The 19,037-nt window shown below is 59.5% G+C and carries 15 protein-coding genes; 7 read left to right on the plus strand and 8 right to left on the minus strand.

What is annotated here, in order from left to right; translation table 11 throughout:
- The first annotated feature begins 60 nt into the window (after positions 1-60).
- From ACP6KB_RS18540 to ACP6KB_RS18560, 5 genes are read left to right on the plus strand one after another with little or no spacing between them, the layout of a single operon-like run.
- Positions 61-1,893: an extracellular solute-binding protein gene (locus tag ACP6KB_RS18540; protein ID WP_442108786.1), complete on the plus strand. Its 1,833-nt coding sequence runs from the start codon at positions 61-63 to the stop codon at positions 1,891-1,893.
- Complete coding sequence (locus tag ACP6KB_RS18545) at positions 1,890-3,743, plus strand: extracellular solute-binding protein (RefSeq protein ID WP_442108787.1); 1,854 nt, start codon at positions 1,890-1,892, stop codon at positions 3,741-3,743. The genes ACP6KB_RS18540 and ACP6KB_RS18545 overlap by 4 nt, the downstream gene beginning before the upstream one ends.
- Before the next feature lies 1 nt (position 3,744).
- Positions 3,745-4,818: a microcin C ABC transporter permease YejB gene (locus ACP6KB_RS18550; protein ID WP_442108788.1), complete on the plus strand. Its 1,074-nt coding sequence runs from the start codon at positions 3,745-3,747 to the stop codon at positions 4,816-4,818.
- A 1-nt stretch (position 4,819) separates the two neighbouring features.
- The gene (locus ACP6KB_RS18555; protein ID WP_442108789.1) at positions 4,820-5,839 is read left to right on the plus strand and encodes an ABC transporter permease; all 1,020 of its coding nucleotides are present in this window, start codon (positions 4,820-4,822) and stop codon (positions 5,837-5,839) included.
- A 1-nt stretch (position 5,840) separates the two neighbouring features.
- Entirely contained in the window at positions 5,841-7,469 is a 1,629-nt protein-coding gene (locus tag ACP6KB_RS18560) for an ABC transporter ATP-binding protein (protein WP_442108790.1), read from the plus strand.
- Positions 7,470-7,562: 93 nt separating this feature from the next.
- On the opposite strand, the gene ACP6KB_RS18565 is transcribed toward ACP6KB_RS18560, so the two are convergent.
- From ACP6KB_RS18565 to ACP6KB_RS18595, 7 genes are all read right to left on the minus strand, one after another.
- Entirely contained in the window at positions 7,563-9,434 is a 1,872-nt protein-coding gene (locus tag ACP6KB_RS18565; protein ID WP_442108791.1) for a SurA N-terminal domain-containing protein, read from the minus strand.
- A 195-nt stretch (positions 9,435-9,629) separates the two neighbouring features.
- Complete coding sequence (locus tag ACP6KB_RS18570) at positions 9,630-9,902, minus strand: HU family DNA-binding protein (protein WP_038613039.1); 273 nt, start codon at positions 9,900-9,902, stop codon at positions 9,630-9,632.
- Between the two features lie 147 nt (positions 9,903-10,049).
- Complete coding sequence (gene lon / locus ACP6KB_RS18575) at positions 10,050-12,446, minus strand: endopeptidase La (protein WP_442108792.1); 2,397 nt, start codon at positions 12,444-12,446, stop codon at positions 10,050-10,052.
- A gap of 150 nt (positions 12,447-12,596) precedes the next feature.
- Entirely contained in the window at positions 12,597-13,880 is a 1,284-nt protein-coding gene (clpX, locus tag ACP6KB_RS18580; RefSeq protein WP_028945302.1) for an ATP-dependent Clp protease ATP-binding subunit ClpX, read from the minus strand.
- A 106-nt stretch (positions 13,881-13,986) separates the two neighbouring features.
- Positions 13,987-14,628 (minus strand): ATP-dependent Clp endopeptidase proteolytic subunit ClpP, encoded by a 642-nt coding sequence (clpP, locus tag ACP6KB_RS18585; protein ID WP_028945303.1) that lies wholly within the window; start codon positions 14,626-14,628, stop codon positions 13,987-13,989.
- A 91-nt stretch (positions 14,629-14,719) separates the two neighbouring features.
- The gene (tig, locus tag ACP6KB_RS18590) at positions 14,720-16,030 is read right to left on the minus strand and encodes a trigger factor (RefSeq protein ID WP_442108793.1); all 1,311 of its coding nucleotides are present in this window, start codon (positions 16,028-16,030) and stop codon (positions 14,720-14,722) included.
- A gap of 274 nt (positions 16,031-16,304) precedes the next feature.
- Positions 16,305-16,607: a DUF6388 family protein gene (locus ACP6KB_RS18595; RefSeq protein WP_442108794.1), complete on the minus strand. Its 303-nt coding sequence runs from the start codon at positions 16,605-16,607 to the stop codon at positions 16,305-16,307.
- Between the two features lie 184 nt (positions 16,608-16,791).
- Between ACP6KB_RS18595 and ACP6KB_RS18600 the strand changes: the two genes are divergently transcribed.
- Positions 16,792-17,307 (plus strand): sigma-70 family RNA polymerase sigma factor, encoded by a 516-nt coding sequence (locus tag ACP6KB_RS18600; protein ID WP_442108795.1) that lies wholly within the window; start codon positions 16,792-16,794, stop codon positions 17,305-17,307.
- On the plus strand, positions 17,304-18,266 hold the full coding sequence (locus ACP6KB_RS18605) for a FecR domain-containing protein (protein WP_442108796.1): 963 nt from the start codon (positions 17,304-17,306) through the stop codon (positions 18,264-18,266). Before ACP6KB_RS18600 ends, ACP6KB_RS18605 begins: the two co-directional genes overlap by 4 nt.
- A 5-nt stretch (positions 18,267-18,271) precedes the next feature.
- Here ACP6KB_RS18605 and ACP6KB_RS18610 read toward each other — a convergent pair whose 3' ends face one another.
- Entirely contained in the window at positions 18,272-19,036 is a 765-nt protein-coding gene (locus ACP6KB_RS18610) for an ATP-binding cassette domain-containing protein (protein ID WP_442108797.1), read from the minus strand.
- Between the last annotated feature and the right edge of the window lies 1 nt (position 19,037).

A 19,037-nucleotide genomic window follows, 5' to 3' on the forward strand; every position in this document is an offset into this window, starting at 1 on the left:
CCATACAAGCTGTTACTGTAGCCGCAACAAAGCCCAAGCCGCCTGGATCGGATCGCCGACTTGATACGTCCCCTCCTGTTGCTGACATTCAGCCTGGCCTTGAGCTTTCCTGCGGGCGCCACAATCAGCGAAAGCCACGGTTACGCCCAGTTCGGCACGCTCAAGTATCCAGCCAAATTCACCCACTTCGACTGGGTCAATCCGCAAGCGCCCAAGGGCGGTACCTTGCGTGCCATGGCATTCGGCACGTTCGACACCCTTAACCCCTATACCTTCAAAGGTTCAAGCCCGGTTACCACCCCCAACTTCTTGCAGTATGGGGTCACCGAGCTCAACGAGCCGTTGATGGTCGGCACTGGCCAATACGACCCGTCGGGCGATGAACCCACCTCCAGCTATGGCCTGATCGCCCGCTCTGTGGAGTACAGCGAAGACCGCAGCTGGGTGGTATTCAACTTGCGCGAAGAAGCGCGATTTCATGACGGCCAACCGATCACCGCCAGCGATGTAGCGTTTTCCTACCGCACGCTGCTCAAGGAAGGCCACCCGATCTATCGCACTAACCTGCAGGAAGTGAAACGGGTCGACATCCTCAACCCGCGACGTATCCGCTTCGTGTTCAAACGCGCCGGTAATCCGCTGCTGATCCTGCGCCTGGGCGAGATGCCGGTGCTGCCGGCGCATTACTGGAAAGGTCGCGACTTCAAAGCCACCACCTTCGAACCGCCGCTGGGCAGTGGCCCCTACCGCATCACCCAGGTTCAGCCGGGGCGACGCCTGGTGTTCGAGCGTGTTGAGAACTATTGGGGCAAGGACCTTGCAGTCAATCGCGGCAAGTACAACTTCGCCCGCGTAGAGTATGAGTTCTACCGCGACAGTGCCGTGGCCTTCGAAGCCTTCAAAGCCGGCGAGTTCGATATCTATATCGAACATCAGGCCAAGAATTGGGCCAACGGCTACAACTTCCCGGCCGTGCGCCGTGGCGAGGTGATCAAGGCACAAATCCCGCACAAGATCCCGACCCAGACCCAAGGGCTGTTCATGAACAGTCGCCGGGCCACCTTCAGTGACGCGCGGGTTCGCCAGGCCCTGGGCCTGATGCTGGATTTCGAGTGGACCAACCGCACCTTGTTCAGCAGTGCCTATCGCCGTGCAAAGAGCTACTACCCTAACAGCGAGTTCGCCGCCAAGGGCCTGCCGGTGGGGAAGGAATGGTTACTGTTGGCGCCCTACCGGGATGAGTTGCCTGCGGCGATGTTCACCGAGCCTTACCAGGTCAGCCACACCGACGGGCGCGGCATCAACCGCCAGACCCTGCGCAAAGCACTCGGCCTGCTGACCCAGGCGGGCTGGAAACTCAATGGCCAGCGCCTGGTCGACAGCCAGGGCAAGCAACTCAAGCTTGAGCTGTTACTGGTGAACCCCAACCTCGAGCGGATTCTGCAGCCGTATGTCGAGAACCTTGCCAGTATCGGCATCGACGCACGCTTGCGCACTGTCGACCGGGCCCAGTACAAACAGCGCCTGGACCAGTTCGACTTCGACATGATCCTGATGACCTTGAACCAGACCCTCAGCCCGGGCCTTGAGCAGTGGCTGTACTTTCACTCCAGCCAGGCCTCGACCAAAGGCAGCAAGAACTATGCTGGCGTCAAAGACCCGATCATCGATCACCTGCTCGACACCCTGCTTGCCGCCAACAGCCGCGATGAACAAGTGGCGGCGGCGCGGGCCCTGGACCGGGTATTGCTGTGGCACCACTACATGATTCCCAACTGGTACCTGGATAACCATCGCCTGGCCTACCGCAATCGGTTCGCCTTCGTCGCCACGCCGCCCTATACCCTGGGGCTCAACAGCTGGTGGATAAAGCCTTCGGAGAATGCCCAATGATGTCACTGCCCGACCTGCGCCTGAAGGCCTGCGCGGTGCTGCTGGCCTGCTTTAGTTTCCAGGCACTGGCCGCCCCGCAACATGCACTGACCCTGTACGACGAGCCGCCGAAGTACCCGGCAGACTTCAAGCACTTCGAGTACGTCAATCCGGACGCCCCTAAAGGCGGCACCTTCCGCCAGGCCGGTTTTGGCGGCTTCGACAGCCTCAACCCGTTCATCAACAAAGGGGTGCCGGCCGATGACATCAGCCTGATCTACGACACCCTGATGACCCAAAGCCTCGACGAGCCGTTTACCGAGTACGGGCTGGTGGCCGGCAAGATCGAAAAGGCCCCGGACAACAGTTGGGTACGCTTCTACCTGCGCCCCGAAGCGCGCTTCCATGACGGCCACCCGATACACGCCGAAGACGTGGTGTTTACCTTCAACACCCTGGTCAACAGTGGCGCCCCGCTGTTTCGCACCTACTACGCCGATGTTGCCGAGGTGATCGCCGAAGACCCGCAGCGCGTACTGTTCAAGTTCAAGCACAGCAACAACCGTGAGCTACCGCTGATTCTCGGGCAACTGCCGGTGCTGCCCAAACACTGGTGGGAAGGACGTGAATTCACCAAGGGTAACCTGGAGGTCCCCTTGGGCAGCGGCCCTTACAAGGTTGCCGAGGTAAAGGCAGGGCGCTCGATCCGCTACGAGCGCGTCAAGGACTACTGGGGTAAAGACCTGGCGGTCAACCGTGGTTTCTACAACTTCGACGTGATGACCACCGACTACTACCGCGACAGTTCGGTGTCGCTGGAAGCGTTGAAAGCCGGCCAGTTTGACTACCGCCTGGAAACCGCAGCGAAAAGCTGGGCCACCGCCTACGACGTGCCCGCTGTCCGCCAGAAACGCCTGCTCATGGAAGAGCTGCCCAACGGCAACCCGACCGGCATGCAAGGCTTCGTCTTCAATATTCGCCGCCCGCTGTTCCAGGATGTCCGGGTACGCGAGGCGCTAAGCCTGCTGCTGGACTTCGAGTGGACCAACAAGCAACTGTTCAACGGCGCCTATACCCGCACCGGCAGTTACTTCGAAAACTCCGACATGGCCGCCCGCGGCTTGCCTGATGCCGCTGAACTGAAGATTCTCGAGCCGTTGCGCGGCAAGATCCCCGATCAAGTCTTCACCCAGGCTTTCAGCAATCCGGTGACCGATGGCAGCGGCATGATCCGCGAGCAGCAACGCAAAGCCTACAAACTGCTGCAGGACGCCGGCTGGCGCATCGTCGACGACAAGATGGTCGATACCCAGGGCAAACCGGTGTCCATCGAATTCCTGCTGGCCCAGACCGAGTTCGAGCGCATCCTGCTGCCGTTCAAACGCAACCTCGCCGACCTGGGCATCGACCTGGTGATTCGCCGGGTCGATGTGTCCCAGTACATCAACCGCCTGCGCTCGCGTGATTTCGACATGATCGTCGGTGGCTACCCGCAGTCCAACTCACCGGGCAACGAACAGCGCGAATTCTGGCAGAGCGCCGCTGCCGACAACCCCGGCAGTCGCAACTTCATCGGTCTCAAGGATCCGGCCATCGACAGCCTGGTCGAAGACCTGATCAACGCCGACTCACGGCAAAGCCTGATCGAGCATTGCCGGGCCCTGGACCGGGTGCTGCAGTGGGGCTACTACGTGATCCCCAACTGGCACATCAAAACCTGGCGGGTGGCGTACTGGAACCACATTGGCCATCCGAAGGTATCGCCCAAGTACGACATCGGCATCAACACCTGGTGGATCAAGCCGGATGTCGAGCCGTCGATACCCTTGAACCCTGCGCCAGATGCGCCACCGACCGAAGGGACGCACTAGCATGCTGGCCTATATCTTTCGGCGTTTGCTGCTGATCATCCCCACCTTGCTGGGCATTTTGATCATCAACTTCGTGATCATCCAGGCTGCCCCCGGCGGCCCGGTCGAGCAGATGATTGCCAAGCTCGAGGGCTTCGAGGGCGCCACCAGCCGTATCGCCGGTGGCGGTGCCGAAGTTTCGGTGGCCGGCTCCAACTACCGTGGCGCCCAGGGCCTGGACCCGGCGCTGATCAAAGAAATCGAAAAGATGTACGGTTTCGACAAATCGGCACCGGAACGCCTGTGGATCATGATCAAGAACTACGCCCAGCTGGATTTTGGCGAGAGCTTCTTTCGTGATGCCAAGGTCATCGACCTGATCATCGAAAAGATGCCGGTGTCGATCTCGCTGGGGCTGTGGAGCACCCTGATCATGTACCTGGTGTCGATCCCCCTGGGGATCGCCAAAGCCACCCGCCACGGCAGTCACTTCGACGTCTGGACCAGCTCGGCGATCATTGTCGGCTATGCGATACCGGCATTCCTCTTCGCCATATTGCTGATCGTGGTGTTTGCCGGTGGCAGCTACCTGGACTGGTTTCCGCTGCGCGGCCTGACCTCGAACAACTTCGATGAGCTGAGCACCACCGGCAAGATCCTCGATTACTTCTGGCACTTGGTGTTGCCGGTCACCGCGCTGGTCATCGGCAACTTCGCCACCATGACCCTGCTGACCAAGAACAGCTTCCTCGACGAGATCAACAAGCAATACGTGGTGACTGCCAAAGCCAAAGGCTTGAGCCCTAACCGGGTGCTCTACGGCCATGTGTTCCGCAACGCCATGCTGCTGGTGATCGCCGGTTTCCCCTCGGCATTCATTGGCATTTTCTTCACCGGCTCGCTGCTGATCGAGGTGATTTTCTCCCTCGACGGGCTGGGCCTGATGAGTTTTGAGGCGGCGATTAACCGAGACTACCCGGTAGTCTTCGGCACCCTGTTCATCTTCACCTTGCTGGGCCTGGTGGTGAAACTGATCGGCGACCTGACCTACACCCTGGTCGACCCGCGAATCGACTTCGACAGCCGGGAGCACTGAGATGAACCTGTCCCCTCTCAACCGTCGACGCTTCGAGCGTTTCAAAGCCAACCGCCGCGGCTGGTGGTCACTGTGGCTGTTCCTGATCCTGTTCGGCCTGAGCCTGGGCGCCGAACTGATCGCCAACGACAAACCGCTGGCAGTGCGCTACGACGGCGAATGGTATTTCCCGGCGCTCAAGCGCTACCCGGAAACCACCTTTGGCGGCGAGTTTCCGCTGGAGGCCAACTATAAGAGCCCCTACATCCGCGAGCTACTGGCAGCCAAAGACAGCTGGGTGCTCTGGGCACCGATCCCGTTCAGCTACCAGAGCATCAACTACGACCTCAAGGTGCCTGCCCCGGCGCCACCTTCGGCACAGAACTGGCTGGGCACCGACGATCAGGGCCGTGACGTGCTGGCACGGGTGATCTACGGCTTCCGCATCTCGGTGCTGTTCGCCTTGACCCTGACCATTCTCAGCTCGATCATCGGCGTGGTGGCCGGCGCCGTGCAGGGGTTTTATGGCGGCTGGGTAGACTTGATCGGCCAACGCTTCCTGGAAATCTGGTCGGGCCTCCCCGTGCTGTACCTGCTGATCATTCTCGCCAGCTTCGTGCAGCCAAACTTCTGGTGGCTGCTGGGGATCATGCTGCTGTTTTCCTGGATGAGCCTGGTAGACGTGGTACGCGCCGAGTTCCTGCGCGGGCGCAACCTGGAGTACGTTCGCGCGGCCCGCGCCCTGGGCATGCAGAACGGCCCGATCATGTTCCGGCACATTTTGCCCAACGCCATGATCTCGACCATGACCTTCATGCCGTTCATTCTCACTGGCGCCATCGGCACCCTGACCGCGCTGGACTTCCTCGGCTTCGGCCTGCCGCCGGGCGCACCCTCGCTGGGTGAGTTGGTGGCACAGGGCAAGTCCAACCTGCAGGCGCCCTGGCTCGGCATCAGTGCCTTCGCCGTGCTGGCGCTGATGCTCAGCCTGTTGGTATTCATTGGCGAATCGGCCCGCGATGCCTTCGACCCGAGGAAATAAGATGAGCAACCCAACCTTGATCGAAGTGCGTGACCTGTCTGTCGAGTTCGTCAGCGGCGAGCAAACCCAACGCGTGGTCGAAGGCATCAACTTCGACATTCGCCGCGGCGAAACCCTGGCGCTGGTGGGCGAAAGTGGCTCAGGCAAATCGGTGACTGCCCATTCGATCTTGCGTCTGCTGCCCTACCCGCTGGCCCGCCACCCCTCCGGTACCATCAAGTACGAAGGGCGCGATCTGCTGACCCTGGACGAAAAGCAGATGCGCAGTATTCGTGGCAACCGCATCGCCATGATCTTCCAGGAGCCGATGACCTCGCTCAACCCGCTGCACAGCATCGAAAAGCAGATCAACGAGATCCTCCTGCTGCACAAGGGCCTGCGCGGCAAGGAGGCCTCTGCACGCACGCTGGAGCTGCTTGAGCTGGTGGGCATACCTGAGCCGCAGAAACGCCTCAAAGCCCTGCCACACGAGCTCTCAGGCGGCCAGCGCCAGCGTGTGATGATCGCCATGGCCCTGGCCAACGAGCCGGAACTGCTGATTGCCGACGAGCCGACCACCGCCCTGGACGTCACGGTACAGCTGAAGATCCTTGAGTTGCTCAAATCGTTGCAGGCGCGCCTGGGCATGGCCCTGCTGCTGATCAGCCATGACCTGAACCTGGTCAAACGCATTGCCCACCGGGTGTGCGTGATGCAGCGTGGCTGCATTGTTGAACAGGCCGATTGCACAACCTTGTTCCAAAACCCGCAACACCCTTACACCCAGATGCTCCTGGGCGCCGAACCCAGCGGTGGCCCGGCAGACAACCCGGCAGGCAAGCCGATGCTTGAAGTCGAAGACCTGCGCGTGTGGTTCCCGATCAAAAAAGGCCTGTTGCGGCGTACCGTTGATCACGTCAAAGCGGTGGACGGCATCAACTTCAGCCTGCCCCAAGGCCAGACCCTGGGCATCGTTGGCGAAAGTGGTTCGGGCAAATCTACCTTGGGCCTGGCGATTCTGCGCCTGCTGGGCAGCCAGGGCGGCATTCGCTTTCAGGGCACCGCACTGGAAGGCCTGAATCAACAGCAAGTACGCCCGTTGCGCCGGCAGATGCAGGTGGTGTTCCAAGACCCGTTCGGCAGCCTCAGCCCGCGCATGTGTGTCAGCGATATCGTGGGCGAAGGTTTACGTATTCATCGAATTGGCACCGCAGCCGAACAGGAGCAGGCGATCATCGCTGCTCTGCAGGAAGTCGGCCTGGACCCACAAGCCCGCCACCGCTACCCCCATGAGTTTTCCGGCGGCCAGCGTCAGCGCATCGCCATTGCGCGGGCCCTGGTACTCAAACCGGCGTTGATCCTGCTGGATGAACCCACCTCGGCACTGGACCGCACCGTGCAGCGTCAGGTGGTGGAACTGTTGCGCTCGCTGCAGAGCAAATACAACCTGACCTACCTGTTCATCAGCCATGACCTGGCGGTGGTCAAGGCGCTGAGCCACCAGTTGATGGTGGTCAAACAGGGCAAGGTGGTGGAACAGGGAACGGCAGCGCAGATCTTCGCCGCCCCGCAACACACCTACACCCGCCAGTTGCTGGAGGCGGCGTTCCTGGCACCGGTAGGAGCGGGCTTGCCCCGCGATACGGTGTGACTGATACACCGCAATCGCCGGGCAAGCCCGCCCCTACCACAGGAAACAGAAAAGGCCGCATAAGCGGCCTTTTCTGTTTCAAGCGTGGATCACTCAGTAGCGAGTGATGTCCGCCTTGGCTTCCAGCTGCTTGCGGTACGCCGCGAAGTCCTGCTGGCCAGCACGCGAAGCGAGGAAACGACGGTAGGCCGATTTCTCTTCGTCAGTGGCAGCAGCACCGTCGTTGACACCGTTCAGACGCAGTACCACCAGGCTACCGTCGTTCAGCGCTACGCTGCTGTACACCGGCTTGTCCTTGGCTTCTGGCTTGGCCATGCGGAACACTGCCTGCAGCTCAACCGGGTCAATGCCCTCCTGGTTGCGCGAGACCGCTTCCTGCACCTTCCAGCCCTGACCGTCCTGAGCGGCATCCGGCGCGATGGTGCCATTACGCAGACCCGCGATCAACGCATCAGCCTTGGTTTTCAGCGCAGCAGTTGCCTGCTCTTTGGCCAGGTGCTGACGGATGCTGTCGGAGACCACGTCCAGCCCCAGTTGCTCAGGCTTGAGGTGTTCCTTGACGCGCAGTACCACGACAGTTTCCGGGTCCAGCTCGAGCGCAGTGCTGTTGGCACCCTCTTCCAGCACTTCTTTGCTGTAGGCGGCCTGAATCACGGCACGGTTGGCGGTGATGCCATCACCACCTTCACGACCGAAGGCTGCCGAGGTGTGTACCTTCAGACCCAGGTCCTGGGCTGGCTGAGCCAGGTCCGACGCTTCGAATGCAGCGTCTTCCAGTTGCTTGGTCACTTCAACAAAGCGCTGCTCGACCTGCTGGGTCTTCAGTTCGCGGGTCAGCTTGTCTTTCAGGCTGGCGAAGGTCGGCACTTCAGGTGCCTGCACGTCCAGCAGCTTGATCAGGTGGAAGCCGTACTCGGTGCGTACCGGAGCCGAGACCTGGTCCTTGTTCAGCGCATACAGCGCCTCTTCGAAGGCTGGATCGTAAACACCCTGCCCGGCGTAGCCGAGGTCGCCGCCGTTGTTAGCCGAGCCTGGATCCTGGGAGAATTCCTTGGCCAGTGCGGCAAAGTCTTCACCCTTGGCCAGACGCTGCTGGATCTCTTCGATCTTGGCCTTGGCCTGGGCTTCGTTGACCTTGTCGGTGACTTCGATAAGGATGTGCGCCGCATGACGCTGCTCGGCCAGGTTGGCGATTTCCTTCTCGTACAGCGCCTTGAGCTGGTCTTCGTTGACCGTCACTTGATCAAAGAAAGACGACTTCTTCAGCTCGATGTAGTCGATAACGACCTGATCCGGGCTCATGAACTCTTTGGCGTGTTCGTCGTAGTGTGCCTTGACCTGCTCGTCAGTGACCTTGATCGCAGCCGGGTCAGCCTTGAAGGTCAGCGAGGCGAAATCGCGGGTCTGCTTTTCCAGGCGAGCGAAGGCATTGACCTGTTCATCGGTCACAAAACCGCTGCCGGCCAGGCCTGCGCGCAGTTGGCCGATGAGCATTTCCTGAGCCAGCATCTGGCGGAACTGCATACGGCTGTAGCCCATCTGGCGAATCACCTGATCGAAGCGCTCGGCACTGAACTTGCCATCCACCTGGAACTCAGGCGTTTGCAGGATCAGTTGGTCGAGTGCAGCTTCGGAGAAGGCGAACTTGGCGTCTTCAGCGCCCTGAAGCAGCAGCTTACGGTCGATCAGACCCTTGAGCGCTGCATCACGCAGCATGTTCTCGTTGAGCAGCGATGGATCGAAATCCTTGCCCAGCTGTTGCATCAGCTGCCGACGTTGCATGTCGACGGCCTGGCTCAGCTCGCTCTGGCTAATGGTTTCACCATTGACCTTGGCAGCGTCCTGGCTGTGGGTGGTGGCCTGGAAGATGGCATCGAAGCCGGTCAGTGCCATCAAGGCTACGATGACACCGATGATGGTCTTGGCAATCCAACCTTGTGAATTGTCCCTGATATTCTGCAGCATGCGTCCCCCAGAAACGGTTGTACTGAATGAAACAACCGTGGAGCGTGGGTAGATTCCTGATAGAAGAAAGGCGCATCCGAGGATGCGCCTTCTCGTAACTGGCCAAACAACGGGTGCCTTTGAGTGCGCCTGTATGTTCAGCAGCCAAGCCAGGCAGCAGCCTGGCCGGCTTAGGCGTGAGCCTGAAGGAAGGTCTTAGTTGACGGCTTCTTTCAGTGCCTTGCCAGCCTTGAAGCCTGGCTTCTTGGCAGCAGGGATTTCCAGAGTCTTGCCGGTTTGCGGGTTGCGGCCGGTGCGAGCTGGACGATCGGTAACGGAGAAGGTACCGAAACCTACCAGTACCACGGAGTCACCTGCCTTCAGGGCGCCGGTGACGGATTCGATTACTGCGTCCAGCGCGCGGCCAGCAACAGCTTTCGGGATGTCAGCAGATGCGGCGATAGCGTCAATCAGTTCCGACTTGTTCACTCTAAGTCCCCTTATATCTCTATTGAGTTGTATCTAAGTATGTAATGAAAAGCTTAACGAGCGCTGGGTGGCCTAATGACGCTTAAGCGCCGCTTTATAACAAGGGCCTGAAAAAACTGTCAAGAAAGCCCCCCAGCCAAATACGTACTAGTGCGTGCTAATTCTTTCCTTGGAATCGCTGTCGCGCTTTTCATCCTTGGCGACTATCTCGGGAGCCACATCTGGTAAGGGCTCCGGGGCGTATTGCAGCGCAATTTGGAGGACTTCGTCAATCCATTTGACCGGTTTAATCTGAAGATCCTGCTTAATATTCTCAGGAATTTCTTTCAAATCCCGCACATTCTCTTCAGGAATGATCACCGTCTTGATTCCACCACGGTGTGCCGCCAGCAGTTTCTCTTTCAAACCGCCAATGGCCAGCACCTGTCCACGCAGGGTAATTTCACCCGTCATGGCCACATCGGCACGTACCGGGATCTGGGTCAGCGCCGAGACCAGGGCGGTGCACATGCCGATACCGGCACTTGGACCATCCTTGGGCGTCGCGCCTTCCGGCATGTGGATATGGGTATCGCGCTTCTCGTGGAAGTCGGCCGGGATGCCCAGGCTTTTCGCCCGGCTACGGACAACCGTCTGCGCTGCCGTGATCGACTCGACCATGACATCGCCCAGCGAGCCGGTCTTGATCAACTGACCTTTGCCCGGAATCACTGCCGCTTCAATGGTCAGCAACTCACCACCGACCTGAGTCCAGGCCAAGCCAGTCACCTGCCCCACCTGATCCTGCTGTTCGGCCAGACCATAACGGAACTTGCGCACGCCGAGGAAATGCTCCAGCTGCTCACCGGTGACCTTGACGGCCACTTGCTTGTTACCGGCGTGCTCCTTGACCACCTTGCGGCAGACTTTGGCGATCTGGCGCTCCAGGCCCCGCACACCAGCTTCGCGGGTGTAGTAGCGAATGATGTCGCGAATCGCCGACACATCGACTTCCAGCTCGCCCTTCTTCAGGCCGTTGGCCTTGATCTGCTTGGGCGTCAGGTACTTCACGGCGATGTTGATCTTCTCGTCTTCGGTGTAACCCGGCAGACGGATGACTTCCATCCGGTCCAGCAGCGCTGGCGGGATGTTCATCGAGTTGGAGGTGCACAGGAACATCACATCGGACAGGTCGTAATCGACCTCCAGATAGTGATCGTTGAAGTTGTGGTTCTGCTCGGGATCGAGCACTTCAAGCAATGCCGAGGCCGGATCGCCACGCATGTCGCTGCCCATCTTGTCGATTTCATCGAGCAGGAACAGCGGGTTGCGTACGCCCACCTTGGTCATTTTCTGAATCAAACGGCCCGGCATCGAACCGATGTAGGTACGCCGGTGACCGCGAATCTCGGCTTCGTCACGTACGCCGCCCAGGGCCATGCGCACGAACTTGCGGTTGGTAGCGCTGGCAATCGACTCGGCCAGGGAAGTTTTGCCCACCCCAGGAGGACCCACCAGGCACAGCACCGGACCACGGATCTTTTTCACCCGCTTCTGCACGGCGAGGTACTCAAGGATGCGCTCCTTGACCTCTTCCAGGCCGTAATGGTCGGCATCGAGGATTTCTTCAGCCTTGGCCAGGTCCAGGCGCACCTTGCTCTGGGCCTTCCACGGCACCTGCACCAACCAGTCCAGGTAAGAACGCACCACGGTTGCTTCAGCAGACATCGGCGACATCTGTTTGAGCTTGTTCAGCTCAGCTTGAGCCTTGGCGTAGGCATCTTTCGGCAGGCCGGCAGCGTCGAGACGCTTCTTCAGCTCTTCGACTTCGTTGTGACCTTCTTCGCTGTCGCCGAGCTCTTTCTGAATGGCCTTCATCTGCTCATTCAGGTAGTACTCGCGCTGACTGCGCTCCATCTGCTTTTTGACCCGGCCACGGATGCGCTTTTCAACCTGCAGCAGGTCGATTTCAGCGTCCAGCAGTGCCATCACGTGCTCGACACGGGTGGCCAGATCGAGGATTTCGAGAATTTCCTGCTTCTGCTCGATTTTCAGGGCCATGTGCGCGGCCATGGTGTCGACCAGGCGCCCCGGCTCATCGATGCTGTTGAGCGACGACAGGACTTCAGCCGGGACTTTTTTGCCCAGCTGAACGTATTGTTCAAATTGTGACAACAAGCTACGAACGAAGACTTCAGACTCGCGTTCGGCGGTCTGCGACTCGTCAATCAGCGAAACTTCGGCGCGAATATGGCCATCAACTTCGTTGAAACGCTCGACTGCACCGCGCTGCTCGCCTTCGACCAGCACTTTAACGGTGCCATCGGGCAGTTTCAGCAGTTGCAGGACAGTGGCAATGGTACCGACGCGGTACAGGGCATCTTCGCCTGGATCGTCATCAGCGGGGTTCTTCTGGGCCAGCAGGAGGATCTGCTTTTCGCCCGTCATTGCGGCCTCAAGGGCTTCGATGGACTTCTCGCGCCCCACGAACAGTGGGATGACCATGTGCGGATAGACGACGACATCGCGCAATGGCAAAAGAGGCAAGTCGAGGGTGGTCTTCATGATTTCGCCTCTACAGCGGCCTTATGGCCGGAAACCGGTGGAATTTGAGCGTGGGTTTAATGTGGGGGCAGCCCCGCAAAAAAACAAGCTCTACGACAGGAAAAGCAAAGGGGCCCGAAGGCCCCTTGCTGATTCGAGCCGTTTGGCGACTCAGACGTCAGGTGCAGCTTTGGCTTGCGGCTCGCTGTTCTCGTAGATCAGCAGCGGCTGCGAAGAACCATCGATGACGCTCTCGTCGATCACCACTTTGCTGACATCCTTCTGCGAAGGAATCTCATACATGGTGTCGAGCAGGATGCCTTCGAGGATCGAACGCAGGCCACGGGCACCGGTTTTGCGCTCCAGGGCTTTGCGAGCCACGGATTTGAGCGCATCACTGCGGAACTCGAGGTCTACACCTTCCATCTCGAACAGCTTGGCGTACTGCTTGGTAAGGGCGTTCTTCGGCTCGGTGAGAATCTGCATCAGCGCAGCTTCGTCGAGCTCGTCGAGGGTCGCCAGCACCGGCAGACGGCCGACGAATTCCGGGATCAGGCCAAACTTGACCAGATCGTCAGGCTCGACCTCACGCAGCGATTCACCGACTTTCTTGCCTTCCTGCTTGCTGCGCACTTCGGCACCAAAGCCGATGCCGCCGCGGGTGGAACGGTTCTGGATGACCTTTTCCAGGCCAGAGAACGCACCGCCACAGATAAACAGGATGTTGCGCGTATCGACCTGCAGGAATTCCTGCTGCGGATGCTTGCGGCCACCTTGCGGCGGAACCGAGGCAACCGTGCCTTCGATCAGCTTCAGCAACGCCTGCTGCACGCCCTCGCCCGAGACGTCACGGGTGATGGACGGGTTGTCCGACTTGCGCGAAATCTTGTCGATTTCGTCGATGTAGACAATGCCCATCTGGGCCTTTTCCACGTCGTAGTCGCACTTTTGCAGCAGTTTTTGAATGATGTTCTCGACGTCCTCACCCACGTAACCGGCTTCGGTCAGGGTGGTGGCATCGGCGATGGTGAACGGCACATTCAACAGACGCGCGAGGGTTTCGGCGAGCAGGGTTTTACCCGAGCCCGTCGGACCGATCAGCAGGATATTACTCTTGCCGAGCTCGACATCGTCGTTCTTCTTGTCGCGTTGGTTCAGGCGCTTGTAGTGGTTGTACACCGCTACCGCCAGTACCTTTTTCGCACGCTCCTGACCAATGACGTATTGATCCAGGATGGTGCTGATTTCTTTCGGCGAAGGCAGTTTATGCGCGCTGCTTTCGGCCTGGGCTTCCTGCACCTCCTCACGGATGATGTCATTGCACAGGTCGACGCACTCGTCGCAGATAAATACCGAGGGGCCGGCAATCAACTTGCGCACTTCATGCTGGCTTTTGCCGCAGAAGGAGCAATAGAGCAATTTGCCGTTGTCCTCGCCGTTACGGGTGTCAGTCATTCGATCGATCCAATCCGGTAGGCTTGCAACACAAGATGAAGGCAATTGCGGGCTTTTTCAAGTCCACAGGTGGCGGGAAAGCCCAACCACCTGCTTTCACGCCTTATCAGACAGCCATTTGCCGCTTGTCGTGTACCGAGTCGATCAGACCGTACTCGGCGGCACGTTGCGCGCTCATGAAATTGTCACGCTCGGTATCACGCTTGATGGTCTCGAGGTCCTGGCCGGTGTGATAGGCCAGCAGCTCGTTCAGGCGCGACTTGATGGAGAGGATTTCCTTGGCGTGGATTTCGATGTCCGTGGCCTGCCCCTGGAAACCACCCAGCGGCTGGTGAATCATCACCCGCGAGTTCGGCAGGCAGTGGCGCTTGCCCTTGGCACCGGCTGCGAGCAGGAAGGCACCCATGGAGCACGCCTGACCGATGCAGGTGGTGGAGACGTCCGGCTTGATGAACTGCATGGTGTCGTAGATCGACATACCCGCAGTTACCGAACCGCCCGGCGAGTTGATGTAGAGATGGATATCCTTGTCCGGGTTTTCCGCTTCAAGGAACAGCAACTGCGCCGCGATCAGGTTGGCCATGTAGTCCTCTACCGGGCCGACCAGAAAGATCACCCGCTCCTTGAGAAGGCGCGAGTAGATGTCGTAGGCGCGTTCGCCACGAGCGGATTGCTCGATAACCATCGGGACCAGACCGCCTGCGGCCTGGATGTCAGAGCTCTGCTGATAATAAGAATTGCGGGACATGTCCTGCACTCACTCCCAAATAGTCATGTCTTGAATACGCACAAGCCAGCTCGAAGGCTGGCTTGTGGTGTTTTCTTACGAGAGAAGAAAATCAGTCAGCGGCAGGTGCCTGTGCTGGCTTGATCGCTTCTTCGTACGAGACCGATTTGTCGGTCACAGTAGCTTTCTGCAGAACAGTATCCACAACTTGTTCTTCCAGCACAACCGAACGCACTTCGTTCAGTTGCTGGTCGTTCTTGTAGTACCACGCTACGACCTGCTCAGGCTCTTGGTAAGCCGAAGCCATTTCTTCGATCATTTCGCGAACGCGAGCTTCGTCAGGCTTGAGCTCGTTCTGCTTGACCACTTCAGCGACGATCAGACCCAGTACAACGCGGCGCTTGGCTTGTTCTTCGAACAGCTCAGCTGGCAGTTGCTCAGGCTTGATGTTGCCACCGAACTGCTGAACGGCTTGAACGCGCAGGCGGTTCACTTCGTTTTCCAGCAGGGCTTTTGGCACTTCGATCGGGTTGGCAGCCAGCAGGCCGTCCATTACCTGGTTCTTGACCTTGGTCTTGATGGCCTGACGCAGTTCACGCTCCATGTTCTTGCGAACTTCGGTGCGGAAGCCGTCGATGCCGGTTTCCTTGATACCGAACTGGGCGAAGAACTCTTCGTTCAGTTCTGGCAGCTTAGGCTCGGAAACGCTGTTGACGGTAACAGTGAACTCGGCTGCTTTGCCAGCCAGGTCGAGGTTCTGATAGTCCTCAGGGAAGGACAGGTTCAGTACGCGCTCTTCACCGGCTTTGGCGCCAACCAGGCCTTCTTCGAAGCCTGGGATCATGCGACCCGAGCCCAGTACCAGCTGGGTGCCTTTGGCCGAACCGCCAGCGAACACTTCACCGTCAACCTTGCCGACGAAATCGATGTTCAGTTGGTCTTCGTTCTGGGCAGCGCGATCGACCGCTTCGAAACGAATGTTCTGCTTGCGCAGCACTTCCAGCATGTTGTCCAGGTCGGCGTCAGCCACTTCAGCGCTCAGGCGCTCAACGGCGATCGAGTCGAAACCGGCAACGGTGAACTCTGGGAACACTTCGAAAGTAGCGATGTATTCCAGGTCTTTACCTTTTTCGAACGACTTTGGCTCGACGGCAGGTGCGCCAGCCGGGTTCAGCTTCTGCTCAACCACAGCTTCGTAGAAGGAAGCCTGAACCAGATCGCCGAAGGCTTCCTGGCGGGCAGCATCTTCATAACGCTGACGGATCACGCTCATAGGCACTTTGCCAGGGCGGAAGCCTGGAACCTTGGCGCGACGGGCAGTCTGTTGCAGACGCTTGTTGACTTCGGTCTCGACGCGCTCTGCCGGAACGGCGATGGTCATGCGACGCTCGAGAGCAGAAGTATTTTCAACAGAAACTTGCATGGATATTCCTCGTTGCACAGACGTTAGCCGGCGATACCCGACTCCAGAATCAAGGGCAAGCATTCTAGTGGCTCAAAGGCCAGAAGTCACCCCGTTCAAGACGACGGGAAAGCACGCCGGTCCATTTCATTTACAGCCCTTGGCCAAAACCTTGGCCAAGGGCGCTCAAGACCCGCTGTTCAAGGCCTGGACGCCGCCTCTCATCGAGACAACCCGCCCGGCGCCAAACAGCCAGAATTACTTGTCAAAACACTACAAAACCGCCAGTGGGCACTCAGGGCGCCGCACTGTCGATCTCGTTGATGCTGCAATACTCTTCCCACTCCATGCCCAGCGCCTCAGCCACTTGCCGGTGCACGTCAAGGCGCATGGCCTGGAGTTCCTCGTCGGAGCTGGCGATCAGTTGCAGGGTCAATTCCCACGGCTCAAGGCCCTGCTCCTGCGCCGCATCTTCAAAGGCCCACTCGATTTGCTGTTGCTGCTCATGGGCGCTGAGCCCGGCAATTTCTTCGAGTAGCTGCGGATTGGCCGCGGCGAAACGCTGTAACGCGCTGGCCTGGCGTTCTTTTGAAATCATGGCGCTGTCCTCACTACCTTGCCGTTAGCAACGGCCTCAACCGGCTGAAATCTATCAGCTTTTGACCCTTTGTCACCAGTGTCGGCGATGCCACCGCAATGGCCCATCAAACACAAACAATTATCAATTGATAATGCGTATCGTTATACTAGCGAAACTTTTGCTTCACACCGGCACACACCCGATGGAATCCAGCCCCTCCTCTGTTTCAGCCAACACGCGCCTACAAAGGCTCTACCAGGATCACCATCACTGGTTGCATCGTTGGCTGCGCCAGCGTATCGGCTGCCCGGAGCACGCCGCCGACATTGCCCAGGACACGTTTCTGAGCATTCTCAGCGGTAAAGACCTATTCAATATCCGTGAACCACGGTCGTTCCTGTCCACGGTGGCGCGCAGACTGATGGCCAACGTCTATCGCCGCCGCCAGGTGGAGCAAGCCTACCTTGAGGCCCTGGCCTTACTGCCCGAAACGGTTGAGCCCTCGCCAGAGGTGCGCTTGCTGGCCCTGGAAGCACTGACCCTGCTTGACCGCCTGCTCGACGACTTGCCCGGCAAGGTACGCGAGGCATTTCTGCTGTCGCACCTGCAAGGGCTGAAAATTGCCGAAATCGCCGAACGCCTGGGGGTCAGTACCCGCTCGGTCAAGCTGTACCTGGTCAAGGCCAACCAGCATTGCTTCTTTGCCGCACTGCCATGAATACCTCCAGGCCCGACTTCGACCCTCGCACCACCCGCGAAGCCGCACAATGGCTGACACTGGCCATGGAGGGCGATCTGAGCCCTGACCAGCAGCAAGCGTTGCAACGCTGGCGTGCAGCCAGCCCGGACAATGATCGCGCCTGGCTGCATATCGAAGCGATGCGCCATCGCTTCGCCGCGCTGGAGCCTCAGGCCAGCTACCGCAGCCTGTCTCAGCGCCCCGTGCATGAGCGCCGGCGCGTGCTCAAAGCATTGCTACTGTTGGGCCTGGTGGGCGGCGCCGGGCACCTGAGCTACCGTGCCAGCCAGTCTTCGTCCGCAACCCTTGCCTTCAGCAACGGCGCCCAGGCACCCCGCACCCTCAGCCTGAGCGACGGCAGCCAACTGACACTGGATGCCGAGAGCGAGATCAGCGTGCAGTTCGACGCACATCAACGCCTGATTCACCTGCATAAAGGGCGCGTGCTGCTGAGCAGTGGCCACGATTCAGGCAACGCCAATCGCCCTTTAAGCGTGCAGACGTCACAGGGCAGCGTACGCGCGCTCGGCACCCGTTTCGTCGTCGAGCTGCGACCCGACGCCACTCAGGTTGCACTGTTCGAAGGCGCGGTGGACGTGCACCCCCTGCAAACCGGCGCACCACCGCTGCGCCTCAGTCCAGGGCAGCACGCACGTTTTTCCAGCAGCCAAATTGAAAACCAGGGCCGTGCCGCCCAGGAACCGGCCTGGAGCCAGGGCGTACTGATTGCCGACGCCATGCGCCTCGACGCCTTCCTCGCCCAGTTGGGCCGTTATCGCCCCGGCCTGCTGCGCTGCAGCGATGAAGTGGCCAGCCTGCATATTTCCGGGGTGTATCCGCTGGCCGATAGCGATGCTGTACTCGATGCCCTGCCCCACGCCCTGCCGGTGCGGATTCAGCGCCGCAGCAACTATTGGGTCACCGTCGCTGCGCGCTGAGCCGGTTACAACGCAAGCTCGATACGCACGCCCTCAGTAGCCCCCTGCACGACGCGCACCTGCGCAGCAAATACCTGCGCTATTCGCTCGGCACTCAACACTTCAGCCGGGGTTCCACTGGCACGCAATTGGCCGCGCTCAAGCAACCACAGGCGATCACAGTAGTGCGCCGCCAGGTTCAGGTCGTGCAGCACACACACCACGGCAATCCGCGGCGAACGCGCCAGACGGCGCAACAGACGCATGAGGTTCTGCTGCTGGCCGATATCCAAGGCACTGGTAGGCTCATCGAGCAACAGCAGGCACGGCGGCCGCTCATCGTCCTGGCGCAACGGATTAATCGCCAGCTGGTTAATTGCCCGGGCAATAGTCACCCGCTGCATTTCGCCACCCGACAACGACAGCACGCCACGCTCAAGTAAATGGCCGATGTCCAACGCGTCAATGATTGCGGCAAGCGGCTCACCGGCATGGGCCTGGCCGAGGCGAATAAATGCATGCACTGGCCAGTCAAACGCGCTTTCAACGTGCTGAGTCACCAACGCCCGCGAGCGCGCCAGTTGCTGCGGGCGCCAGGCGTGCAACGGTCGTCCGAGCAAGCGGATTTCACCTTGCGCAGGCTTCAGATACCCAGAAATCAGCGACAGTAAGGTGCTCTTGCCCGCGCCATTGGGGCCAATCAAACCGAGTAGTTGCCCTGCTTCTATATGCTCATGCAACGGTGCGAGGGCAAATGGCTGCTCCAGGCTGACATCAATCAATTCCAGCATG

Source organism: Pseudomonas sp. NUPR-001, from assembly GCF_052147955.1.
In the GTDB taxonomy this organism is placed as follows: domain Bacteria; phylum Pseudomonadota; class Gammaproteobacteria; order Pseudomonadales; family Pseudomonadaceae; genus Aquipseudomonas.